This window comes from Nitrospira sp. Nam80 (assembly GCF_965152575.1).
This window is the reverse complement of record NZ_OZ224216.1, coordinates 4,030,505-4,056,524: the sequence shown is the minus strand read 5'-3', so window position 1 is coordinate 4,056,524 and position 26,020 is coordinate 4,030,505. Positions and strand designations below refer to the sequence as shown.

The 26,020-nt window shown below is 58.3% G+C and carries 21 protein-coding genes; 19 read left to right on the top strand and 2 right to left on the bottom strand.

What is annotated here, in order from left to right:
• The first annotated feature begins 17 nt into the window (after window positions 1–17).
• From ACWGXE_RS18985 to ACWGXE_RS18970, 4 genes are read left to right on the top strand one after another with little or no spacing between them, the layout of a single operon-like run.
• Entirely contained in the window at window positions 18–923 is a 906-nt protein-coding gene (locus ACWGXE_RS18985; RefSeq protein ID WP_447599631.1) for a glycosyltransferase family 2 protein, read from the top strand.
• Between the two features lie 4 nt (window positions 924–927).
• On the top strand, window positions 928–2,262 hold the full coding sequence (locus ACWGXE_RS18980) for a lactate racemase domain-containing protein (protein WP_447599629.1): 1,335 nt from the start codon (window positions 928–930) through the stop codon (window positions 2,260–2,262).
• 13 nt (window positions 2,263–2,275) lie between these two features.
• Complete coding sequence (locus ACWGXE_RS18975) at window positions 2,276–3,199, top strand: FkbM family methyltransferase (RefSeq protein ID WP_447599628.1); 924 nt, start codon at window positions 2,276–2,278, stop codon at window positions 3,197–3,199.
• Window positions 3,168–4,886, top strand: coding sequence for an ArnT family glycosyltransferase (locus tag ACWGXE_RS18970; RefSeq protein WP_447599626.1), 1,719 nt, complete (start codon window positions 3,168–3,170; stop codon window positions 4,884–4,886). Before ACWGXE_RS18975 ends, ACWGXE_RS18970 begins: the two co-directional genes overlap by 32 nt.
• A 230-nt stretch (window positions 4,887–5,116) precedes the next feature.
• On the opposite strand, the gene ACWGXE_RS18965 is transcribed toward ACWGXE_RS18970, so the two are convergent.
• Complete coding sequence (locus ACWGXE_RS18965; RefSeq protein ID WP_447599624.1) at window positions 5,117–6,172, bottom strand: hypothetical protein; 1,056 nt, start codon at window positions 6,170–6,172, stop codon at window positions 5,117–5,119.
• A gap of 96 nt (window positions 6,173–6,268) precedes the next feature.
• On the opposite strand from ACWGXE_RS18965, the gene ACWGXE_RS18960 reads away from it, so the two are divergent.
• The 3 genes from ACWGXE_RS18960 (at window position 6,269) to ACWGXE_RS18950 (ending at window position 9,917) form a co-directional block, all read left to right on the top strand.
• Window positions 6,269–8,269 carry a carbon starvation CstA family protein gene (locus tag ACWGXE_RS18960; protein ID WP_447599623.1) on the top strand — a complete coding sequence of 667 codons (2,001 nt, stop codon included), beginning with the start codon at window positions 6,269–6,271 and terminating at the stop codon, window positions 8,267–8,269.
• Between the two features lie 24 nt (window positions 8,270–8,293).
• Entirely contained in the window at window positions 8,294–8,791 is a 498-nt protein-coding gene (locus ACWGXE_RS18955; protein ID WP_447599622.1) for a YajQ family cyclic di-GMP-binding protein, read from the top strand.
• Between the two features lie 100 nt (window positions 8,792–8,891).
• Window positions 8,892–9,917: a WD40/YVTN/BNR-like repeat-containing protein gene (locus ACWGXE_RS18950; RefSeq protein ID WP_447599620.1), complete on the top strand. Its 1,026-nt coding sequence runs from the start codon at window positions 8,892–8,894 to the stop codon at window positions 9,915–9,917.
• Window positions 9,918–9,963: 46 nt separating this feature from the next.
• Here ACWGXE_RS18950 and ACWGXE_RS18945 read toward each other — a convergent pair whose 3' ends face one another.
• Window positions 9,964–11,142, bottom strand: coding sequence for a hypothetical protein (locus ACWGXE_RS18945; protein ID WP_447599619.1), 1,179 nt, complete (start codon window positions 11,140–11,142; stop codon window positions 9,964–9,966).
• Window positions 11,143–11,171: 29 nt separating this feature from the next.
• On the opposite strand from ACWGXE_RS18945, the gene asnS reads away from it, so the two are divergent.
• The 12 genes from asnS (at window position 11,172) to murB (ending at window position 26,016) form a co-directional block, all read left to right on the top strand.
• Entirely contained in the window at window positions 11,172–12,464 is a 1,293-nt protein-coding gene (asnS, locus tag ACWGXE_RS18940) for an asparagine--tRNA ligase (RefSeq protein WP_447599618.1), read from the top strand.
• Between the two features lie 284 nt (window positions 12,465–12,748).
• A complete protein-coding gene (gene rsmH, locus ACWGXE_RS18935) occupies window positions 12,749–13,654 on the top strand; it encodes a 16S rRNA (cytosine(1402)-N(4))-methyltransferase RsmH (RefSeq protein WP_447599616.1) in 906 nt (301 codons plus the stop codon).
• Complete coding sequence (locus ACWGXE_RS18930; RefSeq protein ID WP_447599615.1) at window positions 13,651–13,989, top strand: hypothetical protein; 339 nt, start codon at window positions 13,651–13,653, stop codon at window positions 13,987–13,989. The genes rsmH and ACWGXE_RS18930 overlap by 4 nt, the downstream gene beginning before the upstream one ends.
• A complete protein-coding gene (locus tag ACWGXE_RS18925; protein ID WP_447599614.1) occupies window positions 13,989–15,707 on the top strand; it encodes a peptidoglycan D,D-transpeptidase FtsI family protein in 1,719 nt (572 codons plus the stop codon). The genes ACWGXE_RS18930 and ACWGXE_RS18925 overlap by 1 nt, the downstream gene beginning before the upstream one ends.
• A 3-nt stretch (window positions 15,708–15,710) precedes the next feature.
• Complete coding sequence (locus ACWGXE_RS18920) at window positions 15,711–17,216, top strand: UDP-N-acetylmuramoyl-L-alanyl-D-glutamate--2,6-diaminopimelate ligase (protein ID WP_447599613.1); 1,506 nt, start codon at window positions 15,711–15,713, stop codon at window positions 17,214–17,216.
• Between the two features lie 23 nt (window positions 17,217–17,239).
• On the top strand, window positions 17,240–18,673 hold the full coding sequence (locus ACWGXE_RS18915) for a UDP-N-acetylmuramoyl-tripeptide--D-alanyl-D-alanine ligase (protein WP_447599611.1): 1,434 nt from the start codon (window positions 17,240–17,242) through the stop codon (window positions 18,671–18,673).
• Window positions 18,674–18,731: 58 nt separating this feature from the next.
• Window positions 18,732–19,808: a phospho-N-acetylmuramoyl-pentapeptide-transferase gene (mraY, locus tag ACWGXE_RS18910; protein ID WP_447599610.1), complete on the top strand. Its 1,077-nt coding sequence runs from the start codon at window positions 18,732–18,734 to the stop codon at window positions 19,806–19,808.
• An 8-nt stretch (window positions 19,809–19,816) separates the two neighbouring features.
• Window positions 19,817–21,223 (top strand): UDP-N-acetylmuramoyl-L-alanine--D-glutamate ligase, encoded by a 1,407-nt coding sequence (gene murD / locus ACWGXE_RS18905; protein ID WP_447599609.1) that lies wholly within the window; start codon window positions 19,817–19,819, stop codon window positions 21,221–21,223.
• Between the two features lie 42 nt (window positions 21,224–21,265).
• Window positions 21,266–22,474 (top strand): putative lipid II flippase FtsW, encoded by a 1,209-nt coding sequence (ftsW, locus tag ACWGXE_RS18900; RefSeq protein WP_447599608.1) that lies wholly within the window; start codon window positions 21,266–21,268, stop codon window positions 22,472–22,474.
• Window positions 22,471–23,586: an undecaprenyldiphospho-muramoylpentapeptide beta-N-acetylglucosaminyltransferase gene (murG, locus tag ACWGXE_RS18895; protein WP_447599607.1), complete on the top strand. Its 1,116-nt coding sequence runs from the start codon at window positions 22,471–22,473 to the stop codon at window positions 23,584–23,586. The genes ftsW and murG overlap by 4 nt, the downstream gene beginning before the upstream one ends.
• An 88-nt stretch (window positions 23,587–23,674) precedes the next feature.
• Entirely contained in the window at window positions 23,675–25,063 is a 1,389-nt protein-coding gene (murC, locus tag ACWGXE_RS18890) for a UDP-N-acetylmuramate--L-alanine ligase (protein WP_447603802.1), read from the top strand.
• A complete protein-coding gene (gene murB / locus ACWGXE_RS18885; protein WP_447599606.1) occupies window positions 25,063–26,016 on the top strand; it encodes a UDP-N-acetylmuramate dehydrogenase in 954 nt (317 codons plus the stop codon). The genes murC and murB overlap by 1 nt, the downstream gene beginning before the upstream one ends.
• The last annotated feature ends 4 nt before the right edge of the window (window positions 26,017–26,020 follow it).

Genomic DNA, 26,020 nt, shown 5'->3' with positions numbered 1-26,020 from the left:
GAGGCCTTCATAGCTCGATGGGATACGATCGTCATTTTGTCTCCGTCATCATTCCGACGATAGGACGGCACACGCTTACCCCCTGCCGGACGGCACTGGCCGAGCAAACGAGGCCGGCCGACGAAATCATCACGGTGGTGGATCATGACCGTCGAGGCGCGGCTTGGGCACGGAACGAAGGCCTGCGCCGGGCCAAAGGTGACCTCATCGCCTTTATCGACGACGATGCGGTCGCCCCTCCTGACTGGTTGGAGCGATTGATCCGAGCCATCGATGAATACGGGGCGGCCGCCGTGGGAGGAACATACCGGGAAACCGATTCCCTGTTGAATGCCATTCGCCGGCGGAACCCGGCGCCGCTCGTCGAGCAACTCGACGGAAGCGGCCTCGTAGGAAATGCCGGCAATATTCTGTTTGTCCGTGCATGGCTGGAAAAATGTTTCGCTGAAGACGGCTACGTCTTCAATCCCGGCTTCGCGGGGTCTGGTGAAGACTGGGAACTGATCTGGCGGCTGCGGAAACGCGGAGCGATGATGGTGTATGTGCCTAACCCGGTGACCCATTTACGCCGGGCCTCGCTGGGGCAACATTGCCGCCATTCGTTCCAACGCGGAATGGGCATTGCGCTCCTGTACAGGCTGTACCAGTCGGACGCCGGGACCGTCATCGTGCAGGACAGCTTGCTGTGGGGCCGGCATGGCATGAAATCCAAGCCGCGATGGCGCGAAGCGTTCTCGGAGAAGATCATCGGGCCGTTCGATTTCAAGAATTTTGCGAAGGCCCGGCACTTCTGGGCATTTTGGATCGGAGAAAAATGCCTGGCGTTAGGATTTCTCTGGGGAATGATCCGGAGACGCGCGGCTGCCGGACCGACCACCCGCCGTGGAACTACTGGGATCGCAGGCGTAAAGGAGCGCGCGTGAAACTATGACTGCGGTGCATCTGCGGACGAAAGCCTGGTTCGGAGACGAGCCGCTCACCATCGAATTCCCTGATCCGTGGGAGATCTATCAAGCTGGACCTCGGGATCAGCCGGCTCTAACGGCAGATCGGATGCGGCAAGTGCTGGCCCAGCCGATCGGCACGCGACCGCTGTCCGAACTGGCGAAAACGAGAAGCAGCGCGGCGATCGTGATCGATGATCTCACGAGGCCGACGCCCACCGCCGAGCTGCTGCCGCTGCTGATCGGTGAGTTGAAACGCGGCGGCATGGCTGAATCCGCAATCACCATCATCGTGGCAGGGGGCACGCATCCGCCTGAAGCGGCGGAGGGAATCGCCAAGAAGGTTGGTGCTCGGATGGCGGGGACCGTCCGGGTCATTCCGCATGATTGCCGCCGGGATCTCGTCGATCTCGGTGTATCTCCGGCCGGCTTACCGCTTCAGATCAATCGCACGCTCATGTCCTGCGATCTCAAAATCGGCGTCGGGTGCATTTATCCTCATCCGATTGCCGGTTTTTCAGGAGGCGCCAAGATCATTCTCCCGGCTGTCTGTGGAGCTGAAACGACGCGCATGATGCACGATTATCTGCGGGGTGCGCGCGAGCGAGGAGGGTCGGTCGATACGGAACTTCGGCGTGACATGGTGGACGTTGCGAAAATGGTCGGACTCGACTTCATTGGCAACGTGGTGCTGAATCATGAGCGGCGCATCGGTGCCCTCTTTGCCGGCGATGTCGTTTTGGCGCATGCGCAGGGAGTTGAAGCAGCGCGAAGAATGTACGAGATGTCCCGGCTTCCAAAAGCGGATGTGGTCATTGCTGATATGTATCCCTTCGATACCAGTTGGCAGTTCGCTCACGACCGGGGGCTCTGGCCGTTCGACGATGCGCAAAAGAATTCTTCGCGGGTCGTGATTGCCGCTTGTCCATTGGGCATCGGTACGCATGATTTATTCCCGGTCGACAATCAACTCTGGACAAGAGTTGTCCGACGGGTACGGCACTTCCGGTTCGCTGATCTGCGGCATCCAGCTGACAAACTGAAAACGATGGCCAGATTGATCCGAGAAAAACAGCAGCCCTACATGGTGCTGTCCTCGGGATTGAAACAGGACGAACTGAGGCGCGTCTTTTCTCGCGCCCTGGTATTCGGGCAATGGGAGGACTTGCGACGTGCCTTGATCGCGCGGCATGGCCGAGGACCGGTCAAGGTCGCGGTCTACCGATGTGCGCCGCTGCTCATGCCGAGCCGGGCGAAGGCCATGCAGGAGATCGAAGCGAAGATCCGACATCAAGACCGGATCGCCGCGTCAGCATGAGCGAGGAGACACGATGAACCCAGGCATCTGGTTGTTCCTCGAAATAGTGTTCGACACGCTCATGTTCGCGCCGTACGTACTGCGCGGACGATTGCCCGTGCGAGCGAAGACCTGCGTTCTCGTTACCTATATGCGGGTGACCGCCAAACTGCTCTTCGTCCATCCGTTCCGGCCGATTCAAGAAGAGACGGTCTTCGGTTTCACCGTGCGGTGTTTTGACTATCGAACCATGCATCTCTTGCTTCGGGTCATCCTATTGCGGAATGAGTATTATTTCGAAACACCGAAAGGCAATCCGGTGATCTTCGATTGCGGGGCCAACATCGGTCTTGCCACGCTGTTCTTCAAGTGGATGTACCCGCACAGTGAAATCCATGCATTCGAACCGGATGGGATTACGTTTGCACTGCTCAAACGCAATGTCGAGGCGAACAATCTATCCCACGTACACCTGTACAACGCCGCGCTATCCCATGCATCCGGAACGGCCGACTTCCATGTGGACCATGCCCCTCCCGGGTCCTTACGCATGAGCCTCAACTATCGGCGTATGCCGAAGGACACTATCACCGTGGAGACGGTTGCGCTTTCGGCTGTCATCGGCACGCAGTTGCCGGGACGAGATATCGATTTCCTCAAGCTGGACGTTGAAGGCGCAGAAGATATCGTCCTGAGCGATCTTGCAATCACCGGACGGCTGAAGGCGGTTCGGGAAGCGCTGATCGAGTTTCACCACAGGATCGACGGCGAACGCGCGAAGCTGGGGCGGTTTCTAACCACGCTTGAGGCACAGGGCTTTGACTATCAGATCGACGCGGTCTGCATGCCGCTGTATTCCCGGGATCGGTTTCAGAACATCATGCTGTACGCGATCGGGCATAGGACGTCCGGCCGTGGGAGATTCCGTGGAAAGAAAAGTGAGCGGCAAGGCGAATGAGCGCATGGGGTCAACTATAAGCGATCGTCCATCATCCGTGGCCGCTCCGCTCGTGTGGACTGACACAGGCACGCATGTCCTCGTCGCGGCGGTTCTCGCCCTCATCGTGTTCGGCTCCGGGGCGTTTCACCTGGAAAGCCTGCCACCCTTCTGGTTCGATGAAGGATGGACGACGTGCGCTGCTCGGACATGGATAGAACAAGGACACTATGGATGCCTGCTCCAGGGCGAACCGGCCCCGCCGTTGCTCTCCGCTCATTTTCCAGTCGTCGCGTCGATCGCCGCGAGCTTTCGCCTGTTCGGCGTCGGTGTCTGGCAGGCGCGTCTGGTCGGATTATTGTATACGTATGGGGCTTTTCTCCTGCTGTACTATCTCGCCGATCGTCTCTATGGGCGCAAAGTCGCGATTGCTGCGTTGGCCCTCATTATTCTGTTTCCATTAAAATGGCAAATCCATCCGTTGATCGTCGGCCGTCAGGTATTGGGCGAAATGCCGATGATATTCTTTCTGCTGGCCGGCTACGCCTGTTTCCTCAACATCGAACGGCAGCAAGCTTGGTTGGGTGCTGCAGTACTCTGCTGGAGCATTGCCTGGATGACGAAAGCGCAAGCGGCGCCATTTCTTGCGGCCTCTTTCGGTCTGTCTCTTGCGCTGGCCGTCCGCCGCCGGGAATGGCAGATCGTGTGCTGGCTCGCGATGGGATTGGTCGGGTCGTGGATGGGCTATCGCGGGCTGCTGTGGGCAAAAGACCAGTTGCTGGCGGGGCATACCATTCCGCATCCCCATCTGAAGGGGCTGGCCGAAGCGATCGCTGTCGTCTTTGTGCCCTCGATTCGACTGGAAACCCTTCAACTCACCCTGACCGTGTGGCCGGAATATATCGTGGCGTTGGGGTATGGGGTTCTGCGTATGTGGTGGGCTGATTCGGAGGATCGGCTTCCATCCCTCGTTCGCACCGTTCGAATCATGCTGATCCTGCTGGCGGGCAGCTGGCTGGTCTGGTTCGCGTTTCTCTGTGCCGGCGAGGCGCGCTATGCTTTGCCGGGTTTATTCATCGCAGCGCCCTGCACGGCCGCGTTCTTCGCTTTTCTCACACGTGATTTCGACGTGCGTTATGTCCGTGAGACGTTGACGATGCTGGTTCGCAATAGACGTCTCGATCTCGATGGACGGAAGGTCATCGTCGCTCTCGGCTTGTTGGCGTTGATGCTATGGGTGGGTGTCCAAGAGCGGTATGCTCTTCGAGGGCGAGAGGACGATCGCGACCTCATAGCGGTGACCGCATTTCTCCATGCCCATACACCGCCAGGTGCGCTCGTCGAAACCTACGACAGCGAATTGTTTCTCCTTCTTAATCGTCCCTATACCTATGCACCGCCTCATGTCCTGGTGGAGATCATCCGGCATCATCAACAATTAGGTCCTCCTCCGGAATATGATCCGCTCAGCGCGAACCCGGGCTATATCGTGGTCGGAGATTTCGGCCGCTGGGCAGGATTCTACAAGGTGCTGGTGGAAGAAAACCGCCTGCGGCTGGTGAAGACGGTTGGGCGATATCAAGTGTACGAGCCGGCTGATTCGTATGGGCCTTCGGTCTCGTCGGTATGCCTGAGTAGATCTAGCGGTTGCCATCATCACGGTCTGATACTTCAAAACAAGCTATGGGCTCAGTCTGAGTTCGAATGAACCTTTTGATCGGTGACTCGAAGCGCCTTTGTTAGCACATTCGGATTTGAAAGAATCTTTAGGGCAGCAATTCGTCTATTACCTTCAAGAACAATGAATCTTTCAGAATGCTTTTTTTCACGAAGAATGAAGCCAATATAACGGTGATCCGAGCGGGTAAGGAACCGGCGCGCAGTTGGGGAAAACGGCACGATAGCAGGATCCAGATCAGTGAGACGGAGGTGGTCTGCTCAGCCGGCTACGGGCCCTCGCGCTAGACGAATTCTCTCGTGGCGGATGTTTGCGGGAGGTGACCATCTCGCCATTGTCATGCACCGGTAGCGCTTCGGATACGTGAGACGGCAGCCCGAAACGTGCGTGCGAAACTCGCATCGGTGAACGCTCGCGCCATCGAAGACCTGAAGCCCCCAGCTTGGCCGCACCGCCGCGGCCGTCTCCGAGAGACTGCCGGGCCCATCCTGAGCATCGACGATGAGCTGCAGTTTGCGATTCTGCGGAACAAACGCCGGCGCGTGTTCGAGAAAGCGGCGGCCCCACGTGATGGAACGACCACTTTTCGTGCCATAGATCAACGGAGTAAATATGTCGATGGCCTCGGCAAGCAGCGCATAGTCCTGAGCGAAGATATGCGTCAGCGCGCCGCCGAACTCCTCCGGCGTCCACGGGCACATGTAGGCGCCGATCACACAATCCGGCAGCTCGGCACGGATGATCTCCGCGTAGCGGCGCGCGAAGTGCTGGACCCGCTCACACTTGTGCCGAGTCCAAGCGTCGGCGTGGCCGGCCAGGATCTCTTCCGGTGTGTGGGCGTCGACGCCGGTTTGTTTGCAAAACGTCGCGATGCAGGCGGCGCAGAAGCAGCTCTCCTGCAGATCGGGGTCGGCTGTCTCGAACCAGCCTGCATAGGTCAGGTAGTCAAGCCAAATGCCGACGGGCTTGTAGGCTCGTACGCCGCCGCGCAGGTCCGCCTCGATCTGCTCAAGAAAATCCTGCTGTGAGAGGCAGACACCTTGGACCAGCCGGCCATAGCGGATCGGCTTGCCGTCGATGCCGATCGGGATCAGCTCTGGGTGGCGATCGAAATCTGCGCGGAAGGTTTTGAACTCAACGCAAGCGGCCAACCCATGCCGCGCGCAGGTCTCGAAAGCGTTGGCGTCGAACATGTGAAACCAGCAAGCGGTTACGCCGTAACTGGCCAGCGTATCGGCGTAGGCCAGTGCAGCCCTGCCATACGGTCCGAAGAGCAGCGGGATGTCTGGGCCGGTGTTCATGAAGGGCGATGTCATTCGGATCCGAGGTGATCGAGCCGCGCACAGTGTATCACACCGTCACGGCGCCGTAATTTGGGTCCGTTCTTTCGTCTTTATGGTAGGATGCCCCGCATGCAATTGGCCTCGGCACTGATTTGGCCGCTGTTCGCGATCCTCGGCGCGGTCGCATTGGCGTTCATCACCGGCCTGATCAATCCCAATGAAAAGGTCAACGGCCTGTGGCTGGTCGTCGCGGCGGCCTGCATTTATGTGTTGGCGTTTCGCTTTTATGCCCGCTGGATAGCCCGCCGTGTCGTTGAATTGGACGACCGGCGTGTCACGCCCGCCGTCCGATTGAATGACGGGGTCAATTACCATCCCACGAACAAGGCGGTGCTGTTCGGTCACCACTTTGCGGCCATCGCCGGCGCCGGTCCATTGTTGGGCCCGGTGTTGGCCGCTCAGTTCGGTTTCTTGCCCGGATTTCTGTGGCTCGTGATTGGAGCGGTACTGGCGGGGGCGGTGCAGGATTTTATTATTCTCGTCGCCTCGATGAGACGGAACGGCCGCTCGCTGCCGGAGATCGCGCAGAGTGAACTCGGCTCTGTAACCGGGACGGCGACCGCAGTGGCGGTGCTGTTCATCGTGGTCGTGGCACTGGCCGGTCTCGGCTTTGCCGTGGTCAACGCCCTCTACCAGAACGCATGGGGAACCTTCACGATTGCGATGACCATTCCCATTGGCTTCATCATGGGCTTTTATCTGCAACGCTTCCGCCCCGGCCGGATCGCGGAAGTGTCGCTTCTTGGTGTGGCGCTGTTGATTGCGTCAGTCCTGCTCGGCCGGGTCGTCGCGCAGTCTTCCATAGCGGGATGGTTTGAATATGACCGGCCTACTTTGGTATGGCTCTTGGCCGGCTATGGGTTTCTCGCGTCCGTTCTGCCGGGATGGATGCTCCTCGTGCCGCGCGGCTATCTCTCGACCTTTATGAAGCTTGGGGTCGTGTTCCTCTTGGGGTTCGGCGTGATCCTGATGGCGCCGGCAATCGAGATGCCGCGTGTGACCATCTTTGCCTCCGGCGGCGGCCCCATCATTCCGGGGACATTGTTCCCCTTTCTGTTTATTACGATCGCCTGCGGAGCCGTGTCCGGCTTTCATTCGCTCGTGTCATCCGGTACGACGCCCAAGATGATCGAGCGGGAAAGCGAAGCAATGATCGGATACGGGGCCATGTTGCTGGAAAGCTTCGTGGGTGTGATGGCATTGATTGCCGCATCGGTGCTTGTGCCAGGCGACTATCTGGCGATCAATACGACCTTATCCCAGGATGTGCTGGCTTCAATGGGATTCGCCCCGGCGCGGATCGAAGAATTGTCCCGATTGGTAGAAACTGACGTGGCGGGACGGCCGGGCGGAGCCGTTTCGCTCGCGGTCGGCATGGCATCGATCTTTGCCGCGCTTCCCGGCATGGCCGGATTGATGGCCTATTGGTACCAATTTGCATTGGTCTTCGAGGCGCTGTTCATTCTGACGACGATCGATACAGGGACCCGCGTGGCTCGGTATCTCATCCAGGAAATGGCTGGCCGGTTCCATGCGCCGTTCCGCCGTATGAACTGGTGGCCGGGCGTGTTGGCAAGCAGCGGGCTTGTGGTGGGAGCCTGGGGCTATCTGATCGGGACGGGCAGCATCTCGACGATTTGGCCGATGTTCGGGGCAGCCAATCAATTGCTGGGGACACTGGCGCTCTGCATCGGAACGACGGTCTTGATCAAGATGTGGAAGTCCCAATATCTTTGGGTCACTGCCTTGCCGATGGTGTTCGTGGCGGCGATTACGCTGACCGGTTCTTATGAGATGTTCGGGATGTTCATAAGCAAGGCCTCGGCTCTGACCGTGACGAGTCAAGCCTTCGTGTTATACCTCGACGCGGTGCTTGTCGGGCTGGTCGCTCTCCTCGGGGCCATTGTCCTGGGCGATAGTATGATGAAATGGTACGGCTATGTCGTCTTGAAACGGCCGTTCACGAGCAGCGAGGTAATCGCCACGGCCGGAGGCGGGTCGGCAGGCCGGGTGCAAACGACGGTGAACGCTCAGGATGGTTTTCAACTGCCGGGCGGAGGCTGCTGCTAACATGTAACGTCGGAGGAGGAGACAATGGCTGACCAGTTTTCATTTGATGTGGTGTCCGAAGTCAATATGCAGGAAATGAAGAACGTGGTGGATCAGGCGACCAAAGAGATCAAGCAGCGGTTCGACTTCAAGGATTCAAAGACCGAGATTACGCTCAAGGAGAAAGAAAAAGAATTGATTGTGCTGTCGGACGACGACTATAAGCTCAATGCTGTGAATGACATCATCAAAAACAAGTGCGTGAAGCGCCAAGTGTCCCTGAAAGCCCTGAACTATGGCCAGGTGGAAGAAGCCTTAGGCGGCACTGTCCGACAGGTCGTCAAGATTCAAAGCGGTATTTCGTCCGAGAAGGCCAAGGATATTGCCAAACAGGTGCGAGACTCCAAACTCAAGGTCCAAGCGCAAATTCAAGGGGAGCAGGTTCGGATTGTGAGTAAGAGTAAGGATGAACTTCAACAGGCAATCTCGTTATTAAGAGGAAAGGACTTCGGGATCGACTTGCAGTTCACGAATTACCGCTAGTCGGGATGGTGAATCGGATACGGCTCACCAATTCTGTTCCCCCGCGGCTTCGCTGCAAGCTTGTTTGCTTGTTTCGTTCGAACCGGTCTCAATATTTGTTATGGGACATCCGGTTGGTCTTCTCCTCTTTTTTCTGCTGTTCGCTCTTGCCGGCTGCAACGGCAGCGATCCGATCGTCGTCATTGAACTCCATCCGAAAAATCCGGACATCCTCTATATCGCCACGAACGACTATATTTACAAGACGCGCGACGGCGGGCGTACATGGAAGAATCTGTCCAAAGGCATGAGCCATTCGCGCGTCATTTCAATGGCGGTTGATCCGGCCTATCCGGCCACGATTTATGCCGGCACGAAGGGCGACGCCGTGTACAAGAGCTATGACGGCGGGCAGCGATGGGTCTCGCAGCGGGCGGGGCTGGATGACGCCACCATTTCGTCGGTCGTCAATCAGTTCGTGTTCGATCCGGCTCAAAATACGCATCTGTTCGCCGCGACAACGATGGGAGTATTCGAATCCACCAACGGCGGAGACAACTGGGTGAAGCGGATGGAGGGCATGAAGGAGGTCTTGATGGTGGTCACGCTCTGTCTGGACCCGACTCGCCCGGCGATGTTATACGCCGGCACCAGCGGCGGCGTGTACCGGTCGGTTGATCGAGCCGGACATTGGGAAAAAGCCAATACCGGCTTAGTGGCACGCGAAATGCTCAAATCATCTCGGGCATTGAACGTCACCGCGGTGCAGGTCGACGCGTTTGAGCCGGACACGGTGTATGCCGCCACGCTGAGCGGACTGTATAAATCGGTGGATGCGGCGAAGTCATGGAAGCGAATCGGCGAGTCATTGCACGATCAGATGATCATTACGATGGTTCTCGACCGGACCCGCAAGGGCGTCATCTATCTGGCCGGCCGGGAAGGCATCTCCCGCAGTGAAGACGGCGGTATGACGTGGAGCTTCCTGAATGAAGGACTGGCCACAAAAAACATACGGTCCTTGGCGCAGAGTCTGTCCGATGCGGCGGTCTGGTATGCCGGAACAAATGGGAGTGGCTTGTATCGCAGCGGCAATCATGGCGAGCTGTGGGAAAAGATGCCGCCGATCAAGTCGTCGAGTGATTAACAGTGCGGTGTTCAGAGGGATGAGGTCCTCTGCAGTCGAGCACCGGCTATTTCGTACGGGTGCCACGATTCTGAAGTGACGAACCGATCGATGAGCCGCCGAGGGAGGAGCCTACTGACGAATCCGAAAGAGAGGAGCCCGTCGTCGATCGTCCAATGTTCGATCCGATAGTGGAATCCTGCAACGATGACCCGATGGTGGATTGGGGTAGGGTGGAGCCGGCGGATGACGAGGTGGCGCTGTTCAGCGTCGATTCGCCGATCTCCGGGCCTGCGCGGCCGGTGGCGCCGATTTCGAAGCCTGTTGATCCGGTAGAGCCGATTTCTCTGCCGGTCTTCGGATTCACACCGATGTTCGGGCCGGTGAGCCCATCTACTCCAATTGCCGTACCGCTGGCCGGGGTTTTCCCAATGGATTTACCCGCCGAAGGAGTGGCGCCGATCTCAACGCCCGTCTTGGCTCCGCCTGGAAGATCGTACGGGCGCAGTCTCTTGCGCAGCGCTTCTTCCGTTTCTTGGATGAAAAATGTTTCCCGTCCGGCTTCTTCATACCCCGCGGCATCTCGTTTTTCCATTAACGCGCCGAGTTGCTCCAATTGCTTGCGCAACACCGACAGATCATGCCTGGCGCGCGCGACAGGTGGAATGATTTCTTTCAGGGTCATGCCCCGCAGCTTCATCTGTTCGCTGAACAACTCGGATTGCGCGAGGCGGAGCAACTCGCCGACGTGGTCGCCAAGTTCTTCGACTCGTTCCAATTCCGCCGGATCGGCCTTGCAGCAATCGAGAAACTGCCGGTATTCGCGCAAAAAGTCGGAGACTTCGCCTTGGAGGTTATCAATCTTCATTTCATGTGAGGGCCGGATTGCCTTTCGTTCATCTGTAGGTGTTGGTTCATCGGGAGTCTTGTCGTTGTCAATCAGTGGCGTACAGCCGGCGTGAGCACGGCCGTTATGGCTGCGTTCCGGGTGCGAAGCGGCTCCCAGCTGTTGATCGGCCGTCCGATTTTCGCAATATTCCAGAGGCGGCGCTGCAAGTCCCACTGAAGGCAAGGTATATCCGCAGTATAGGATCACCGTGATCAGGACAAACTGAACGCCGGTAAGGAGACGAGTCGGTTGTGATCGCATATCGACGATTGTTCCCTTACCATTTCTGATTGTCAAACGAAGACGCGAAAGCCGCCTTGCAAGCCCGTTGGGAACGCGGTAGGCTGCGTCGCTCATGTCGAAAGGCTCACAGTGAGGTGAACGTGATGCCGCATATCTATATCGAAAACGCCGCACGGCATATTGCCGAGGACGTGACTGTTCGCGGGTGGTTACGAAGTCGCCGGGATAAAGGGAAGTTGCACTTTTTGATGCTGCGCGACGGCACAGGCGATTTGCAGGCCGTGGTGAACAAGAGCGTGATCGGGGATGATCAGTTCGCCTTGTCAGGACAATTGACCCAGGAATCGTCCTGCATTGTCACCGGTATGTTGAGAGCAGACACGCGAGCGCCGGGCGGATGTGAATTGGATGTCAAGCACATTGAACTCGTGCAACTCGCCGAGCCGTTCCCAATCCAGCCCAAGGAGCACGGGACGGGATTTCTCATGGAACATCGGCACCTGTGGCTTCGATCCAGCCGGCAACATGCGGTGCTTCGAATCCGCCATGAAATTATCCGCGCGTGCCGCAATTTTTTTGACGATCGGGGATTTGTGCTGGTTGATGCGCCCATTTTCACGCCGAACGCGTGCGAAGGCACGACGACGCTGTTCCAGACCCAATACTTCGATGAGACCGCGTACTTGACGCAAAGTGGACAGTTGTATAGCGAGGCCACCGCGGCGGCGTTCGGAAAAGTATATTGCTTCGGCCCGACGTTCCGGGCCGAAAAATCAAAGACGCGTCGCCACCTGATGGAATTTTGGATGGTTGAGCCGGAAGTTGCCTTTGCCGAGTTGGCGGATATGATGATCTTGGCTGAGGAATTTCTGATTTATATTGTGGAGCGGGTCTTGGCATCAAAACGAGCTGAACTGCAGCTGTTGAAACGGGACGTGTTGAAGTTGGAACGTATTTGCGCGCCCTTTCCAAGGATGACATATGAGGAAGGCGTTGCGCTTCTTCAGCGGAAAGGCAACCCGACCAAGGTCGGCGATGATTTCGGTGGAGACGAGGAAACTATTCTATCGAACGAGTTTGATCGTCCCGTCATCGTCCACCGATATCCCGCGTCCATGAAGGCCTTTTATATGCAGAACGATCCTGATCGACCGGATCTGGCGCTGTGCATGGATATCTTGGCGCCGGAAGGGTATGGCGAGATTATCGGCGGAGGCCAACGCATTCACGAATACGACAAGCTACACGCTCGGATTTTGGAACACCATCTTCCGGAAGAAGCGTTCAAATGGTATCTCGATTTGCGCCGCTACGGTTCCGTCCCTCACGCCGGTTTTGGCATGGGAATAGAGCGTGCCGTGGCCTGGATATGCGGGCTCGAACATGTTCGTGAAACGATTCCCTTCCCACGGATGCTGTACAGACTCTATCCGTAATCCTGCCCTTTAAGCGCACCATCTGCGAGATCTGCCGGCAGTCCCGCTGCATCAACTGAAAACACCGGCTTCGCTGGTCCACCCGCTGTCGTCCGACAGCTTTTTCATGGACGAAATACCAGTAATCGTCGGACGGGGCATGTTGGCCTGAGAGATCCACGTAAGGGACAATATTCTTGAAAATACGTCGAAAAACCTGTTGACTAGTTTTCGGTTGAGTGTATACTCCGGCTCTGAAGTGGGGAAAAGTGGGTGGAAATGGAACCGATGCTGAATTCCGCGCCATGCATATCCCAGTGCTCCTTGAAGAAACGCTTTTCTGGCTCCGTTCCAGGCCTGGTGGAGTCTATATGGATTGTACGGTGGGTTACGCCGGCCTAGCGTCGCGAATCCTGGAGCAGTCGGGGCCGGACGGCATCCTGATAGGAATCGATCGCGATCAGGAAGCTCTTGATGCAGCTAAAAATAATCTTCGGCAATTCGGACAACGGGTCTACCTCCGAAAAGGTAACTTTGCCGACCTCAAATCGCACCTCACATTCTTTGGATTTTCCACTGTCGATGGCGTGGTGTTTGACTTCGGAGTCTCCTCTCCACAATTGGACACCGCCGAGAGGGGATTCAGCTTTTTAGCTGACGGTCCTCTCGATATGCGGATGGATCAAAGCACCGGACGGACGGCGTCCGATTTGATTCGTGAATTGTCGGAAGGGGAAATCGCCGATCTCATTTATGAATTCGGCGAGGAACGTTATGCCAGGCGAATCGCACGTGTCATTGCGCGTGAACGCTTGAGCCGGCCGATAGAGACCACCGGACAGTTGGCCGCACTCGTCAAGCAAGCAGTTCCATCCACCTATCGATATGGTCGTATTCATTGCGCGACGCGAACGTTTCAAGCGCTTCGAATCGCGGTGAATCAAGAACTGGACGCCCTGGGGCCCGCTTTGGGGCAAGCGGCGGAAGTGCTGGCCCCGGAAGGCCGGCTGTGTGCGATCTCCTTTCATTCGCTTGAAGATCGCATTGTGAAGAACGCCCTGCGCGCCCTTACCCAAGCCCCGCGCGCTGCATTCAGGAGCCTTACGAAAAAACCAATCATGGCCACGGAGGCGGAGAGCCGACGCAATCCACGAGCACGAAGCGCAAAGTTGCGCGTCGGGGAGCGCCTCCCCGGGGAGCCTGTGTCATGAAAGGCATCGTCTTTACCCTTGTGCTATCGATGACCCTCCTATTCGTCTGGGAACGAGTAGATATCGTTCGATTGGGATATCACATTGAGCGATTGAAGTCCCAAAAAGTCTTGCTGGAACGGGAGCGGGATGGGTTGCGTGTCAAGCTATCCTCCTTGACCTCTCCCGAGCGGATAGCGAGAGCCGCCTCCGAGAAATTGAGCATGGTGCTTCCAGAAAAAGGGCAGATCATCCTTGTTCATCTGGAGCCGGAGTCTCCCGTAGTTCCACATCACGACTCCGATCACGGTGAGGTGCGGCTCGCCAAGAACGTGCCTATCAGGAGGGGCAAGTAGTGGCAGGAGTGCCGTCGCGCGGGCGTTGGATGGTTGTGTCGGCCGGGCTGGTCGTTGCTTTTGTCTTTGTGTTGATCAGGCTCGTGAACCTGCAAGTACTCCAAGCGGCCGAATTAACCGTCAAGGCCGACCGCCAGCATCAGAAGAGCGTTTCGTTTGAAGGGGCCAGGGGAACGATCTACGATCGCCACGGAAAAGTATTGGCCATGAATATGGATGTGCCGTCGGTATTCGGCGTGCCCACGTCACTCGGCGATCCCGGTCAAACGGCAAGGCATCTCTCGCCAATTCTGCATGTTCGAGCCGGTGAATTGGAAAAAAAGCTTCGACAGGAGAAGCATTTTGTCTGGTTGGCGCGTAAATTGGAGCCCGAGCAGGGGCGCAAATTGGAGCGCCTCACGCTGGACGGTGTCGGCGTGGTCATGGAAGGAAGAAGATTTTATCCCAAAGGGCCATTGCTGTCCCATGTGCTGGGTTTCGCTGGAATGGACGATCGGGGGCTGGAGGGAGTCGAGCTGAAATATGAGGCCTTTCTTCGCGGAGAGAAGCGGGTCGTGATTCTCCAGCGAGATGCCCTCGGTAGGGCGGTCTTTCCCAAGGGACTGAATGAAAAAGATGTGGCTGCAGGACATAGCGTGGTTCTCACTATTGACGAAGTCATTCAATACATTGCTGAAAAGGAGCTTGACGAGGCAGTCAATCGTAGCAACGCCAAGTCCGGAACCATTATTGTGACCAATCCCAAGACGGGGGCCGTTCTTGCGATGGCTGTCAGCCCGCGATTCGATCCGAACACCGTCGGCGCGCTGAGCCCGGATCGATGGCGCAATCGAGCTCTCAGCGATTCCTACGAACCGGGATCGACCATGAAAGTAGTCCTCGCGGCGGCGGCCTTGGAAGAGAAGGTTATGAGTCCCGGCTCAATGATTTTTGGCGAGCATGGGCAGATGGCGGTGGCCAACACTGTCATCCATGATCATGAGAAATCTGGCTGGATGACGTTTGCCCAGATGATTCAACGCTCCAGCAACATTGGAGCGGCCAAAGTCGGTATGACCTTGGGTGATTGGCGTCTCTATGATTACTTGAAAGAATTTGGATTTGGCGATAAGAGCGATATTGATTTGCCGGGCGAAGCCTCCGGCTTGTTGCGAAGCCCTCGCGAGTGGGGGCGGCGATCCGTGGCCTCTATCTCGATGGGGCAGGAAATCGGCGTGACGCCGCTGCAAATGGTGACGGCGGTCGGGGCCATCGCTAATGGCGGCCTTCTCATGAGACCCTACGTGATGTCGGAGGTTCGCAACACGAAGAATTTGCCGGTGGCGCAAACCAAGCCTCAAGTCCGCCGTCGCGTCATCTCGACGGATACGGCCCGGACACTGACTCATATCATGGAAGGAGTGGTGAGCAGCGGCACGGGCGGCAAGGCGGCGATCCCCGGATATCAGGTGGCGGGAAAGACAGGCACGGCACAAAAGATCGATCCTCGAACGGGGGCGTATTCGTCCACTCTGCTGGTGGGGTCCTTCGTGGGGTTTGTGCCGGCCGAGGATCCGCAGCTCGCGATGATCGTGGTCATCGATGAACCGCACGGCGAAGGGTGGGGAGGAGTGGTGGCGGCCCCGGTTTTCCGAAGGGTGGGAGAGCAGGTATTGAATTATCTTGGGATACCGGCGGAGGAGCCGGTGAGGGTTGCTCTCGCAGGTCCGACGTTGTGATGCATGACGCTTGACGAGTTGGTAGTGCCTCTTGAAAGCCGGCTGGAGGTGACGGAGCGACACGGCGACCAGCGCGTCGTCATTACAGGTGTGACCGATGATTCCCGCGCCGTCGGTCCGGGTACGTTGTTTGTCGCGGTGAAGGGGGAGAGAGTAGACGGGCATGATTATCTCGACGCGGCCGTCAAGCAGGGAGCCGGCGCAGTCGTAATTCAGCATGGCGGGCCCGTTCCGCTGCCGACGATACGAGTCAAGAATTCGCGCCGAGTGCTCGGCCTGTTAGGGGCACATTTTCATGGTTACCCCACGTCCAAACTTCGTGTCGTCGGGGTTACGGGGACGAATGGGAAAACGACGACGACGTATGTCTGCAAGAGCCTGTTGGAGTCGTGCGGGCGCCGTGTCGGCCTGGTTGGGACGGTCGCCTATCTCGTTGGAAGTGAGATCATCCCCGCCTCTCATACCACACCGGGGGCCATAGAACTCCAAGGTCTCTTCGGCCGAATGGTGGCGGCGGGATTGGACGGAGTCGTCATGGAGGTTTCTTCCCACGCGTTGGCCTTGGATCGCACGGCCGGCGCGGAATTCGATGTGGCCGTCTTTACGAACTTGACTCAAGACCATCTCGATTTCCACGGGACGATGGAGGAATACTTTCGTGCGAAGCTCCGGCTCTTCAGCGGCCTCGGCCTGGAGGGAAGAAAGGCTGGCGAGAAACGCGCCATTGTCAACCTGGACGATCCGCGGGGTGACGCTGTGCGGGCCGCTTGCTCCGTCCCGGTCTGGACCTATGGAATTCGGAAGGAAGCGGACTTGCAGGCGCATGACGTGAGTTTGACGCCGCGGGGAACGACATTTCGACTCAACACTCCAAAGGGATCGATTGCCATCGAGAATAATTTGGTGGGCGAACATAACGTCTATAATCTCCTTGCCGCCATCGGCGTCGTCTTACATGAAGGCATGACCCTCGAACAAATCCAGGCGGGGATCGCCGACGTGTCGAATGTCCCGGGTCGATTCGAACGGGTCGAAGCGGGTCAGGATTTTACCGTGGTGGTGGACTATGCCCACACAGACGACGCCTTGGCTCGTCTACTCACGGCGGCCCAAGCCCTGCGGACAGGACGGATCATCACCGTGTTCGGATGCGGCGGCGACCGGGATCGAAGCAAACGCCCGAAGATGGGGCGGGTCGCAGTCCGATTCAGCGACGTCGTCGTGCTCACCTCGGATAATCCGCGGACGGAAGACCCGGCCAGCATTCTGGCAGAGGTGGAAGTGGGCGTGAAGGAGGCGTTGAAGGAGCGGCCCGAGGTGGACTACGTGCTGGTGGCCGATCGGCGCCTCGCGATCGAACACGCGATCCAAAAGGCTCGAACCGGAGATATCGTACTGATCGCCGGGAAGGGCCATGAGGACTATCAGATTATCGGGACTACGAAATTTCACTTCGACGATCGCGAAGTTGCCCGCGAGGCAATTCACAATTTGGGTTCGTCCGTCTAAACGCCGCAGGCTCAGGCTGATCCATGTCTCTCTTCACGATCGAGGAAATCCTGGAAGTTCTAACCGGCAAGCTGATATCCGGCCGGCCGGCGGCGAGCTTGAAACGAAAAGTCCGACGCGTGGTGTCCGATTCCAGAATTGTTCGGATAGGTGATCTGTTCGTGGCCTTACCAGGCGATCGGTTCGATGGTCATGCCTTCGTGCCGGCGGCCTTGGCTAACGGAGCTGCGGGAGTCATCGTGCAGGAGGACTATCAGCCGCCGTCTCTGCCAAAACGGGTGGGCGAGCCGGCCGTGATCGGCGTCAAGGATACACTGGTCGCCTTTCAGCAATTGGCCGCGCATCATCGGTCAAGATTCGCCATACCGGTGGTGGCGATCACCGGCAGTAACGGGAAAACCACGACAAAAGAAATGGTTGCCGCCGTATTGACCCGGCGCTGGCGAACATTGAAGACCGAAGGCAATCTGAACAATCGTATCGGTGTGCCGCAAACGCTCTTCTTGCTGACACCCCGCCATGAGGCGGCGGTCATCGAAATGGGCGTGGATCAGGAAGGGCAGACGACCAGGCTGTGCGAGATCGCGAGGCCGACGGTTGGGATCATTACGAATATCGGGCCCGATCATCTGGAATTTTTTGGAAGCATGGAGGGTTCCGCGCAGGCAAAGGCTGAGTTGCTGGATAAGCTTCCTCCCGACGGAGCCGTCGTCTTGAATGCGGACGATCAGTATTTCGATTATCTGGCTGCCAGGGCCCAATGCCGCGTCGTATCCTTCGGCCTCTCGCCAAAAGCCGATGTGCGGGCGGTTCTGAGCCGCGACGGGAGCAATGACGGCGCGATGTTCGGGTTGATCCTTCCCGGGCGGGCGCGGCCGATCGCGATCCGCCTGAAGGCCCACGGGCACCATAATATACAAAATGCACTGGCTGCTGCGGCAGTGGGTTACGTATTGGGCGTGCCGGGAGCGGCGATTGCCGACGGATTGGGACGATTCCGTCCTGCGGCCATGCGGTCCCAAATTCTTCAATGCCATGGTGTGCGCGTAATCAATGATTGCTACAACGCCAATCCTGCCTCCATGCAGGCTGCCATCCGGCTTCTGGCCCAGCTGGGATCGGGACGACGCACCATTGCCGTGTTGGGCGATATGCTTGAATTGGGAGCTGATGCGAAACAGTTGCATCGGACAGTCGGAGCGTTTCTCGCAGACCAAGGTCCTACGCAACTGATCGCCTGCGGCGTGCTTGGCCGCGAGCTGGCGCAGGGCGCGCGCTCGGCGGGAATGGCCGCCGAGCGGATCATTGAAGTGCCGGATGCCGCTGCAGCCGGGTCCAGTCTGAAGGCCATGGTCCGGCAAGGAGACGTGGTCTTGGTGAAGGCGTCGCGAGGCATGCGCCTGGAACAGGTCGTCGAGACCCTCACCGGCATGCGGCGGGTGGCGAAAGCCTCATAGCAGGGACGGCATGACGATTCGATTCGTTCGTCGATCGAACCAAGCCTGAAGTATTCGGATGCTATACAACTGGCTCTATCCGCTGCACACGCAATTTTCGTTTCTGAACGTCTTTCGGTATCAAAGCTTTCGGATTATCTATGCGGCCGTCACGGCATTTCTTATCGCCTTTGCGCTGGCTCCATGGGTAATTCGGAAACTGCAAGAGGTCAAGCTGGGACAGCAAATCCGGGACGACGGCCCCAAGCGCCATTTAGCCAAGAGCGGGACTCCCACGATGGGAGGCATTCTGATCATCTTCGCCGTGGTGTTGTCCACTCTACTGTGGGCGGATTTGACGAACCGGTACGTCTGGTTGGTGGTATTGGCGACGGTGGGATTCGGTGCGGTGGGATTCGCCGACGACTATTTAAAATTCATCAAGTCGCGATCGAAAGGCTTGTCGGCCACCCAAAAATTTCTCGGACAGATTTCCATCGCGCTGGCGATCGGGCTCTTGTTGTACATGTTGCCGAGCTACACGACGAAGCTCAGCGTGCCGTTCTTCAAGCATTTCACCCCCGATCTCGGAATGTTTTACATCGTCTTCGCGATTTTGGTGATCGTCGGCAGCTCGAATGCCGTCAACCTCACCGACGGGCTCGACGGCTTGGCGATCGGACCGGTCATGATCGCATCGCTCGCCTATACGATCGTCGCCTACGTGACGGGCAATAAAGTGATGGCTGAGTATCTGTTGATTCCGCATATCGAGGGGGCCGGAGAAATCGCAATTTTTACCGGGGCAATCCTCGGATCGAGTCTTGGATTTCTGTGGTTTAACACCTACCCGGCTTCCGTGTTCATGGGAGACGTGGGTTCACTCCCGTTGGGCGCGGCGTTGGGGACCGTGGCGGTCATCAGCAAACATGAATTGTTGTTGCTGCTCGTCGGCGGCGTCTTCGTGATTGAGGCAGTGTCGGTCATTTTTCAGGTCATTTCGTTTAAGTCCCGTGGAAAGCGAATTTTTCTCATGGCGCCCATTCATCATCATTTCGAGATGAAGGGATGGGAAGAACCGAAGGTGGTGGTCCGTCTCTGGATCATCGCCATTCTCCTGGCCCTGCTGAGTTTGAGCACGCTGAAACTCCGGTGATGATGCCCATGGAGTACAAAGACGCCAACGTCGTCATCGTGGGTCTTGCCAGGAGCGGCGCCGCCGCCGCGCGGTTGCTCGATGCCGTCGGCGCCCATGTTACCGTGGCGGACCGCAAGGAATCGTCGGAGTTCGGCGGCGTGCTGTCGCAATTGAATCAGGACCGTATTCGGACGGCATTGGGATCCGGCTATGAATCGGCGCTCGAAGGAGCCGATGTGATCGTGGTCAGCCCCGGTGTTCCCTCCAGCCTGGAGGCGCTGGAACGGGCTCGAGAGCGCGGCGTCAAAGTCATCGGCGAATTGGAGTTGGCCTCGCAATTTCTGAATGCGCCGATTTTGGCCGTCACCGGCACGAACGGGAAGAGCACGACGGTCACGCTGATCGGACTCTTCCTCAAGGAAGCGGGGAAGTCGGCCTTTGTCGGGGGCAATCTCGGCACGGCGATCAGCGAAGCCGCATTGACGATCTATCGTTCGCAGCAGGCTGTTGCAGCGGGTGGGCCGGCAGACAAGCCCTTTGATTTTCTGGTTGCGGAAGTATCCAGCTTTCAATTGGAGACGATCGAAAATTTTCATCCCTGGGTGGCCTCGATTCTGAATGTGACGCTTGACCATATGGATCGCTACCGCTCGGTCGAGGACTATGTGGCGGCAAAAGCCAGAATCTTCGAAAACCAAGGGCCGGGAGACTATGCGGTCTTAAATTTGGATGATGATCGGGTCGCGCGCTTGCGGCCCGGCATCCACGCCAACGTGTTGGGGTGTCGCCGATGCGCGAGCGCCGCCGGCATGGTGGACAGGGAAACGTATCTTGCCGGCGATCGGATCGTCTCCACTGTCACCGGTAAACTGGAGGAGATTTGTCGAAGAAGCGATATGCGGCTGATCGGTTTGCACAATGTGGACAATGTCATGGCGGCCGTGACTTATGCGTTGCTCTGTGGATGCCCCATTGAGGCCATCCGGCGAGTCCTGCGCTCTTTTCCGGGCCTCGAACACGCCCTGGAAGTCGTCCGTGAACGGCGGGGTGTCCGGTATGTGAACGATTCCAAGGGAACGAACGTCGATGCCACACTGAAAGCGTTAGAGGGTATCGAACAGCCGATCTGGTTGATCGCCGGCGGTCGTGATAAAGGGGGAGATTTCGGGCGCTTGGAAAGCGCGATTCGCAAACGCGTGAAGCGTCTGATTCTGATCGGCGAAGCGGCGCCGCGTATCCAGTCCGCCGTGGGTCCGTTTGACCGGCTCCGCCATGCCGCGACGCTGCGCGAAGCCGTTGAACTGGCCGCCGCGGAGGCTCAATCCGGCGACGTGGTACTGCTTTCGCCGGCTTGCGCCAGCTTCGACATGTTCGCGGATTATCAGGATCGAGGACGACAATTCAAGGCACTGGTGCATGAGTTGCCGGCATGATCGCCCTGGGCGGTCCGAGCACCGGAGGAGTGACACTGAGAGATGGCGCAGAAAGCGGTCGGGACGCTGACATTGCCCTGGTCCACATCGGGGCAACGGTCGGCGAAGCGGGTGGCGATGGACCCGACGCTCCTGGCGGTGACCCTCATCCTTTCGCTCGTGGGGTTGGTGATGGTGTTCAGCGCGAGCGCCGTTGTGGCGGGCAATCGCTTTCACGATCCATGGTACTACCTCAAGCGCCAGATGGCGTGGATGGTCGTCGGCTTGATCCTCATGCATGTGGCATCGCGCATCGACTACACGATCTGGCGCAAGTTCGCCGTGCCGCTGCTTGCCTTGAACGTCATCCTCCTTGTCCTGGTCCTCGTCCCTTCGCTGGGGGTCGTGGCCAAGGGAGCGAGGCGATGGTTGCAGGTCGGCTCGATTCATGTGCAGCCGGCCGAACTGGTGAAAGTCGTGTCGGTGATCTATCTGTCCGCCTACTTGACCAAGAAAAACGAGAAGATCACGCAGTTCGCCCGAGGGCTGTTGCCGCCCGTCATTGTGATCGGTCTGTTGAGCGGGTTGGTGTTAATGGAACCGGATCTCGGCACCGTTGTCGTCATGGGGTTGGTCATGTTGACCCTCTTGTTCCTCGGCGGGGCAAAGATCCAGCACCTCATCGCGCTGGGCCTCTGCACGCTCCCGCTGGTGTTGATGTTGATCTTACGGTCCAGCTACCGGCGGCAGCGATTGATGACGTTTCTTTCGCCATGGAAAGACGCCGCCGATGCAGGTTTTCAGATCACGCAATCCTTTCTGGCATTCGGCAGCGGGGGGCTGTTTGGGGTCGGCCTCGGCGAAGGGAAACAAAAGCTCTTCTTCTTGCCGGAGGCGCACACCGATTTTGTGCTGGCGCTCATCGGCGAGGAATTGGGCTTGATCGGAACCGTCTTGATCGTTCTGTTGTTCGCATTGTTCGTCACCAAGGGATTTCAAGTGGCGAACCGTGCGCGAGTACCGTTCGGCCGCTATCTCGGCATGGGGATTACGCTGCTCATCGGAGTGCAGGCGCTTGTCAATGCCGGCGTGGTCACCGGCTTGCTCCCGACGAAAGGCTTGACCTTGCCGTTTGTCAGTTATGGGGGATCGTCACTCGTGGCCAGTCTCTTGGCGGTCGGCATCTTGTTGAGCATCTCCCGGGATCGCCATGGAGGTCGCGAAAGCGGTGGAGCGAAAAGCGGACGGGCACAGGCGAAGGGAGGCGCATGAACGTGGTGATTGCCGCGGGGGGGACCGGAGGACATCTCTATCCCGCGATCGCGGTAGCTCGGGAATTCCAGCGCCGGGATCAAGCGACTCATATCGTATTCGTCGGTACCTCGCGCGGCATTGAATCCACCGTATTGGCCCACGAGGGGTTCGAGTTGGAGTTGATTTCCGCCCAACCGCTAATGGGCAAGCAGGTCTTCGACAGAGCACGCGCATTGGCCGCTATTCCCGTGAGCCTGTGGCAATCGTTGCGAGTGCTCAAGCGCAGACGGGCCGACCTAGTCATCGGAGTCGGCGGCTATACGAGCCCCACTGTCTTGCTGGCCGCGTTCCTCCGCCGGATTCCGAGCGTCATTTTGGAGCCGAACGCCTATCCCGGGCTTGCCAATACCGTGGTCGCACCGCTTGCCCGCCGGATCTTTTTGGCGTTTGAATCGGCGAAGCAGTATTTCAAACAGGCCACGGTTCGGGTCGTGGGCATGCCCGTGCGGCGGGCCTTCTTAGATCAACGATCAGGTAACGAACAGCGGGGCATGTGCGGAGGGCGCCATGTGTTGATTTTTGGTGGCAGCCAAGGAGCAAAGGCGATCAACTCGGCCGTGATCGATTCGTTACCGGTATTGCGGGCAATCAGCGGCCTACGCGTGACGCATCAAACCGGCGCGCAGGATCTTGAGCGAGTGAGGACGGCCTATGAACGAGCCGGCCTGCCGGCCGAGGTCGTGCCGTTTCTTTATGACATGCCTGCTGTGTTGCGGTCGGCGGATCTCATCGTGGCCCGAGCCGGCGGCATGACGGTCGCCGAACTGACGGTGTGCGGGAAGCCCGCCATTCTGGTTCCGCTGCCGACCGCGATCTACAACCATCAGGCGCTGAACGCCGCGGTGATGGAGTCGGCGGGCGCCGCCGTGGTGCTGCCTCAATCGGAATTAACCGGATCGCGCTTGGCCGACACGCTGGCCGCCATTCTCAATGATCCGGAGCGGCTTCGTGCCATGGGCGAAAAAAGCGCCGGGATTGGACGGATCGATGCTGCAGAAGCCATTGTCCGCGAATGTTATGACGTAATGGGGAGGCGTCATGAGACCAACAGGAGTGTTGGAGCGGTATGAACGCAGAGAAGTTCAGCATCACGAAAGTGAGCGCCATGGACAGGCTCCGCAAACATTTCCCAGAGCCAATGAGTTGAGGCGGACCGCCATGTTCAGAAAGACGCAACATATTCATTTGGTCGGAATCGGGGGTTCCGGCATGAGCGGCATCGCGGAGGTCTTGCTGACCTTGGGATATAAGGTCAGCGGCTCCGACCTCGCCGCATCGGAGACGACCAGGCGGCTCGAGGAGCTCGGCGGCCGCATCGCGATCGGTCACCATGAATCCAACATCGGCGAGGCGCAGGTCGTGGTGATTTCGTCGGCGGTGTCCGCGACCAATCCCGAGGTCGTCGCCGCCAAGGCGAAGCAGATTCCCGTAATTCCTCGGGCCGAGATGCTGGCCGAACTCATGCGGCTCAAATACGGCGTCGCCATCGCGGGGGCCCATGGAAAAACGACCACGACCTCGATGGTGGCCAATGTGCTGGCCCAGGGAGGATTGGATCCGACCATGGTCATCGGCGGCAAGGTGAATGCGCTCGGCAGCCATGCCCGCCTGGGGCGCGGCGATCTTCTTGTGGCCGAGGCGGATGAAAGCGACGGCTCGTTCCTGCGGTTGTCCCCGACCATCGTGGCCGTGACCAACATCGATCGTGAGCATCTCGAACACTACGGAACGATGGATCGGTTGAACGACAGTTTCCTCGAATTCATCAATAAGGTGCCGTTCTATGGCCTGGCCGTCCTCTGTGCGGATGACGAGCGGTTGCAGGCGCTCCTTCCCCGCGTGGTCAAGCGGTACCACACGTACGGACTGCAGGACCATGGGGGAACCGTCCTTGATTTTCGCGCGACGGAAATCAGCCTACGGCAATGGGGATCTGAATTTCGCGCTCACTTCCGCGGGAGGAATCTGGGCCCGTTTCGCCTGGCCATCCCGGGCGTGCACAACGTGTCGAATGCGTTGATCGCGATCGCGATCGGCTTGGAACTCGACGTGCCTGTCGATCTGATTCGCAAGGGCTTGGCCGCCTTCAGCGGCGTCGAACGCCGGTTTCATTTGCGGGGTGAAAAAGCCGGTATCATGGTGGTTGATGATTACGGCCATCATCCGACCGAGATCCGAGCCACCCTGGCCGCCGCCAAACAAGGCTGGGACCGGCGGCTGGTCGTCCTGTTCCAACCGCACCGGTACAGCCGGACCAGGGATTTGGCCGATGAGTTTGCGCATGCGTTTGATCAGGCCGACCTGCTATTCATGACCGACATTTATGCGGCAGGAGAACAGCCGCTGCCGGGGATTTCGGGTCAGAGCTTGGCGGACGCCGTGCGTGGTGCCGGGCACGCCATCGTGACGTATGTCCCGCGGAAAGAAACATTGCCGGAACAGGTCTTGCCCGCACTGAAACCCGGTGATCTGGTGCTGACGTTGGGGGCGGGCGATATATGGAAAGCGGGCATCGGCATCTTGGATCGATTGCCGACTCAGGCGTAATGACTCATGAGCGAAAGACTGAGTCGAACGCTGCAACCAAAGCCGCTCATCCGGTTTCTGCGGCAACGCTCCGGCAAGTTGTGGCCGGTGTCCGGGGAAGAAGTCTATTCCATGAACCGCTTCGGAAATATACATCGTTTCGAATCGGTGGCCCGGCGGATATATTGGTCGAACCGGTCGATATCGATGATGTCGCTCTGCTGGTCAAGCAAGCGACCGCCAATAAAGTCCGCGTCTTTGTGCTCGGCGGCACGAATCTGCTCATCCGTGACGGAGGGATTCGCGGAGTTGTCATGAGTCTGTCGAAGCTGCGGGCGATTCAGGAAGAGCCGGGGCATGTCTTGTATGCGGAGGGCGGCGTCGGCATGCCGACCTTGATCGGGTATGCAATCCGGCGCGGGTTGAGCGGAGTGGAATGGGGCGCCGGCATCCCGGGAACGGTCGCCGGTTGCGTCGTGATGAATGCGGGGACGAGGTTAGGCGAGATGAAGGATGCCGTGAAGGCCGTTCGCCTTGTCACACCGAAAGGAGACGTCGCCGATATCGACGCGTCGGACATTGAGTTCGAATATCGCCATGCCCGGTTGCCTCGGGGAGTCGTCGTTGGCGTCCGGCTCCAATTGCGCGCGGGTGTACGGGCCACGATCGAAAAGACGGTGAAGGACTATTTGCAGTATCGCAAGGATACGCAGCCGTTGGCGCAGGCCAGCGCCGGCTGTGTCTTTAGAAATCCTCCACACGACTCCGCCGGCCGGTTGGTCGAAGCGGCCGGACTGAAAGGTGTGCGCGTCGGGGACGCGGAGGTCTCGGACAAGCATGCCAATTTCATGGTGAATCTGGGGCATGCCCGGGCGAAGGACGTGCTCGACTTAATCAAGAAAGTTCGTCGCGAAGTCCGGCGGAAAACCGGTGTCTCGTTAGATCTCGAGTTGAAAATTGTTGGGGAAGCCTAGAGGG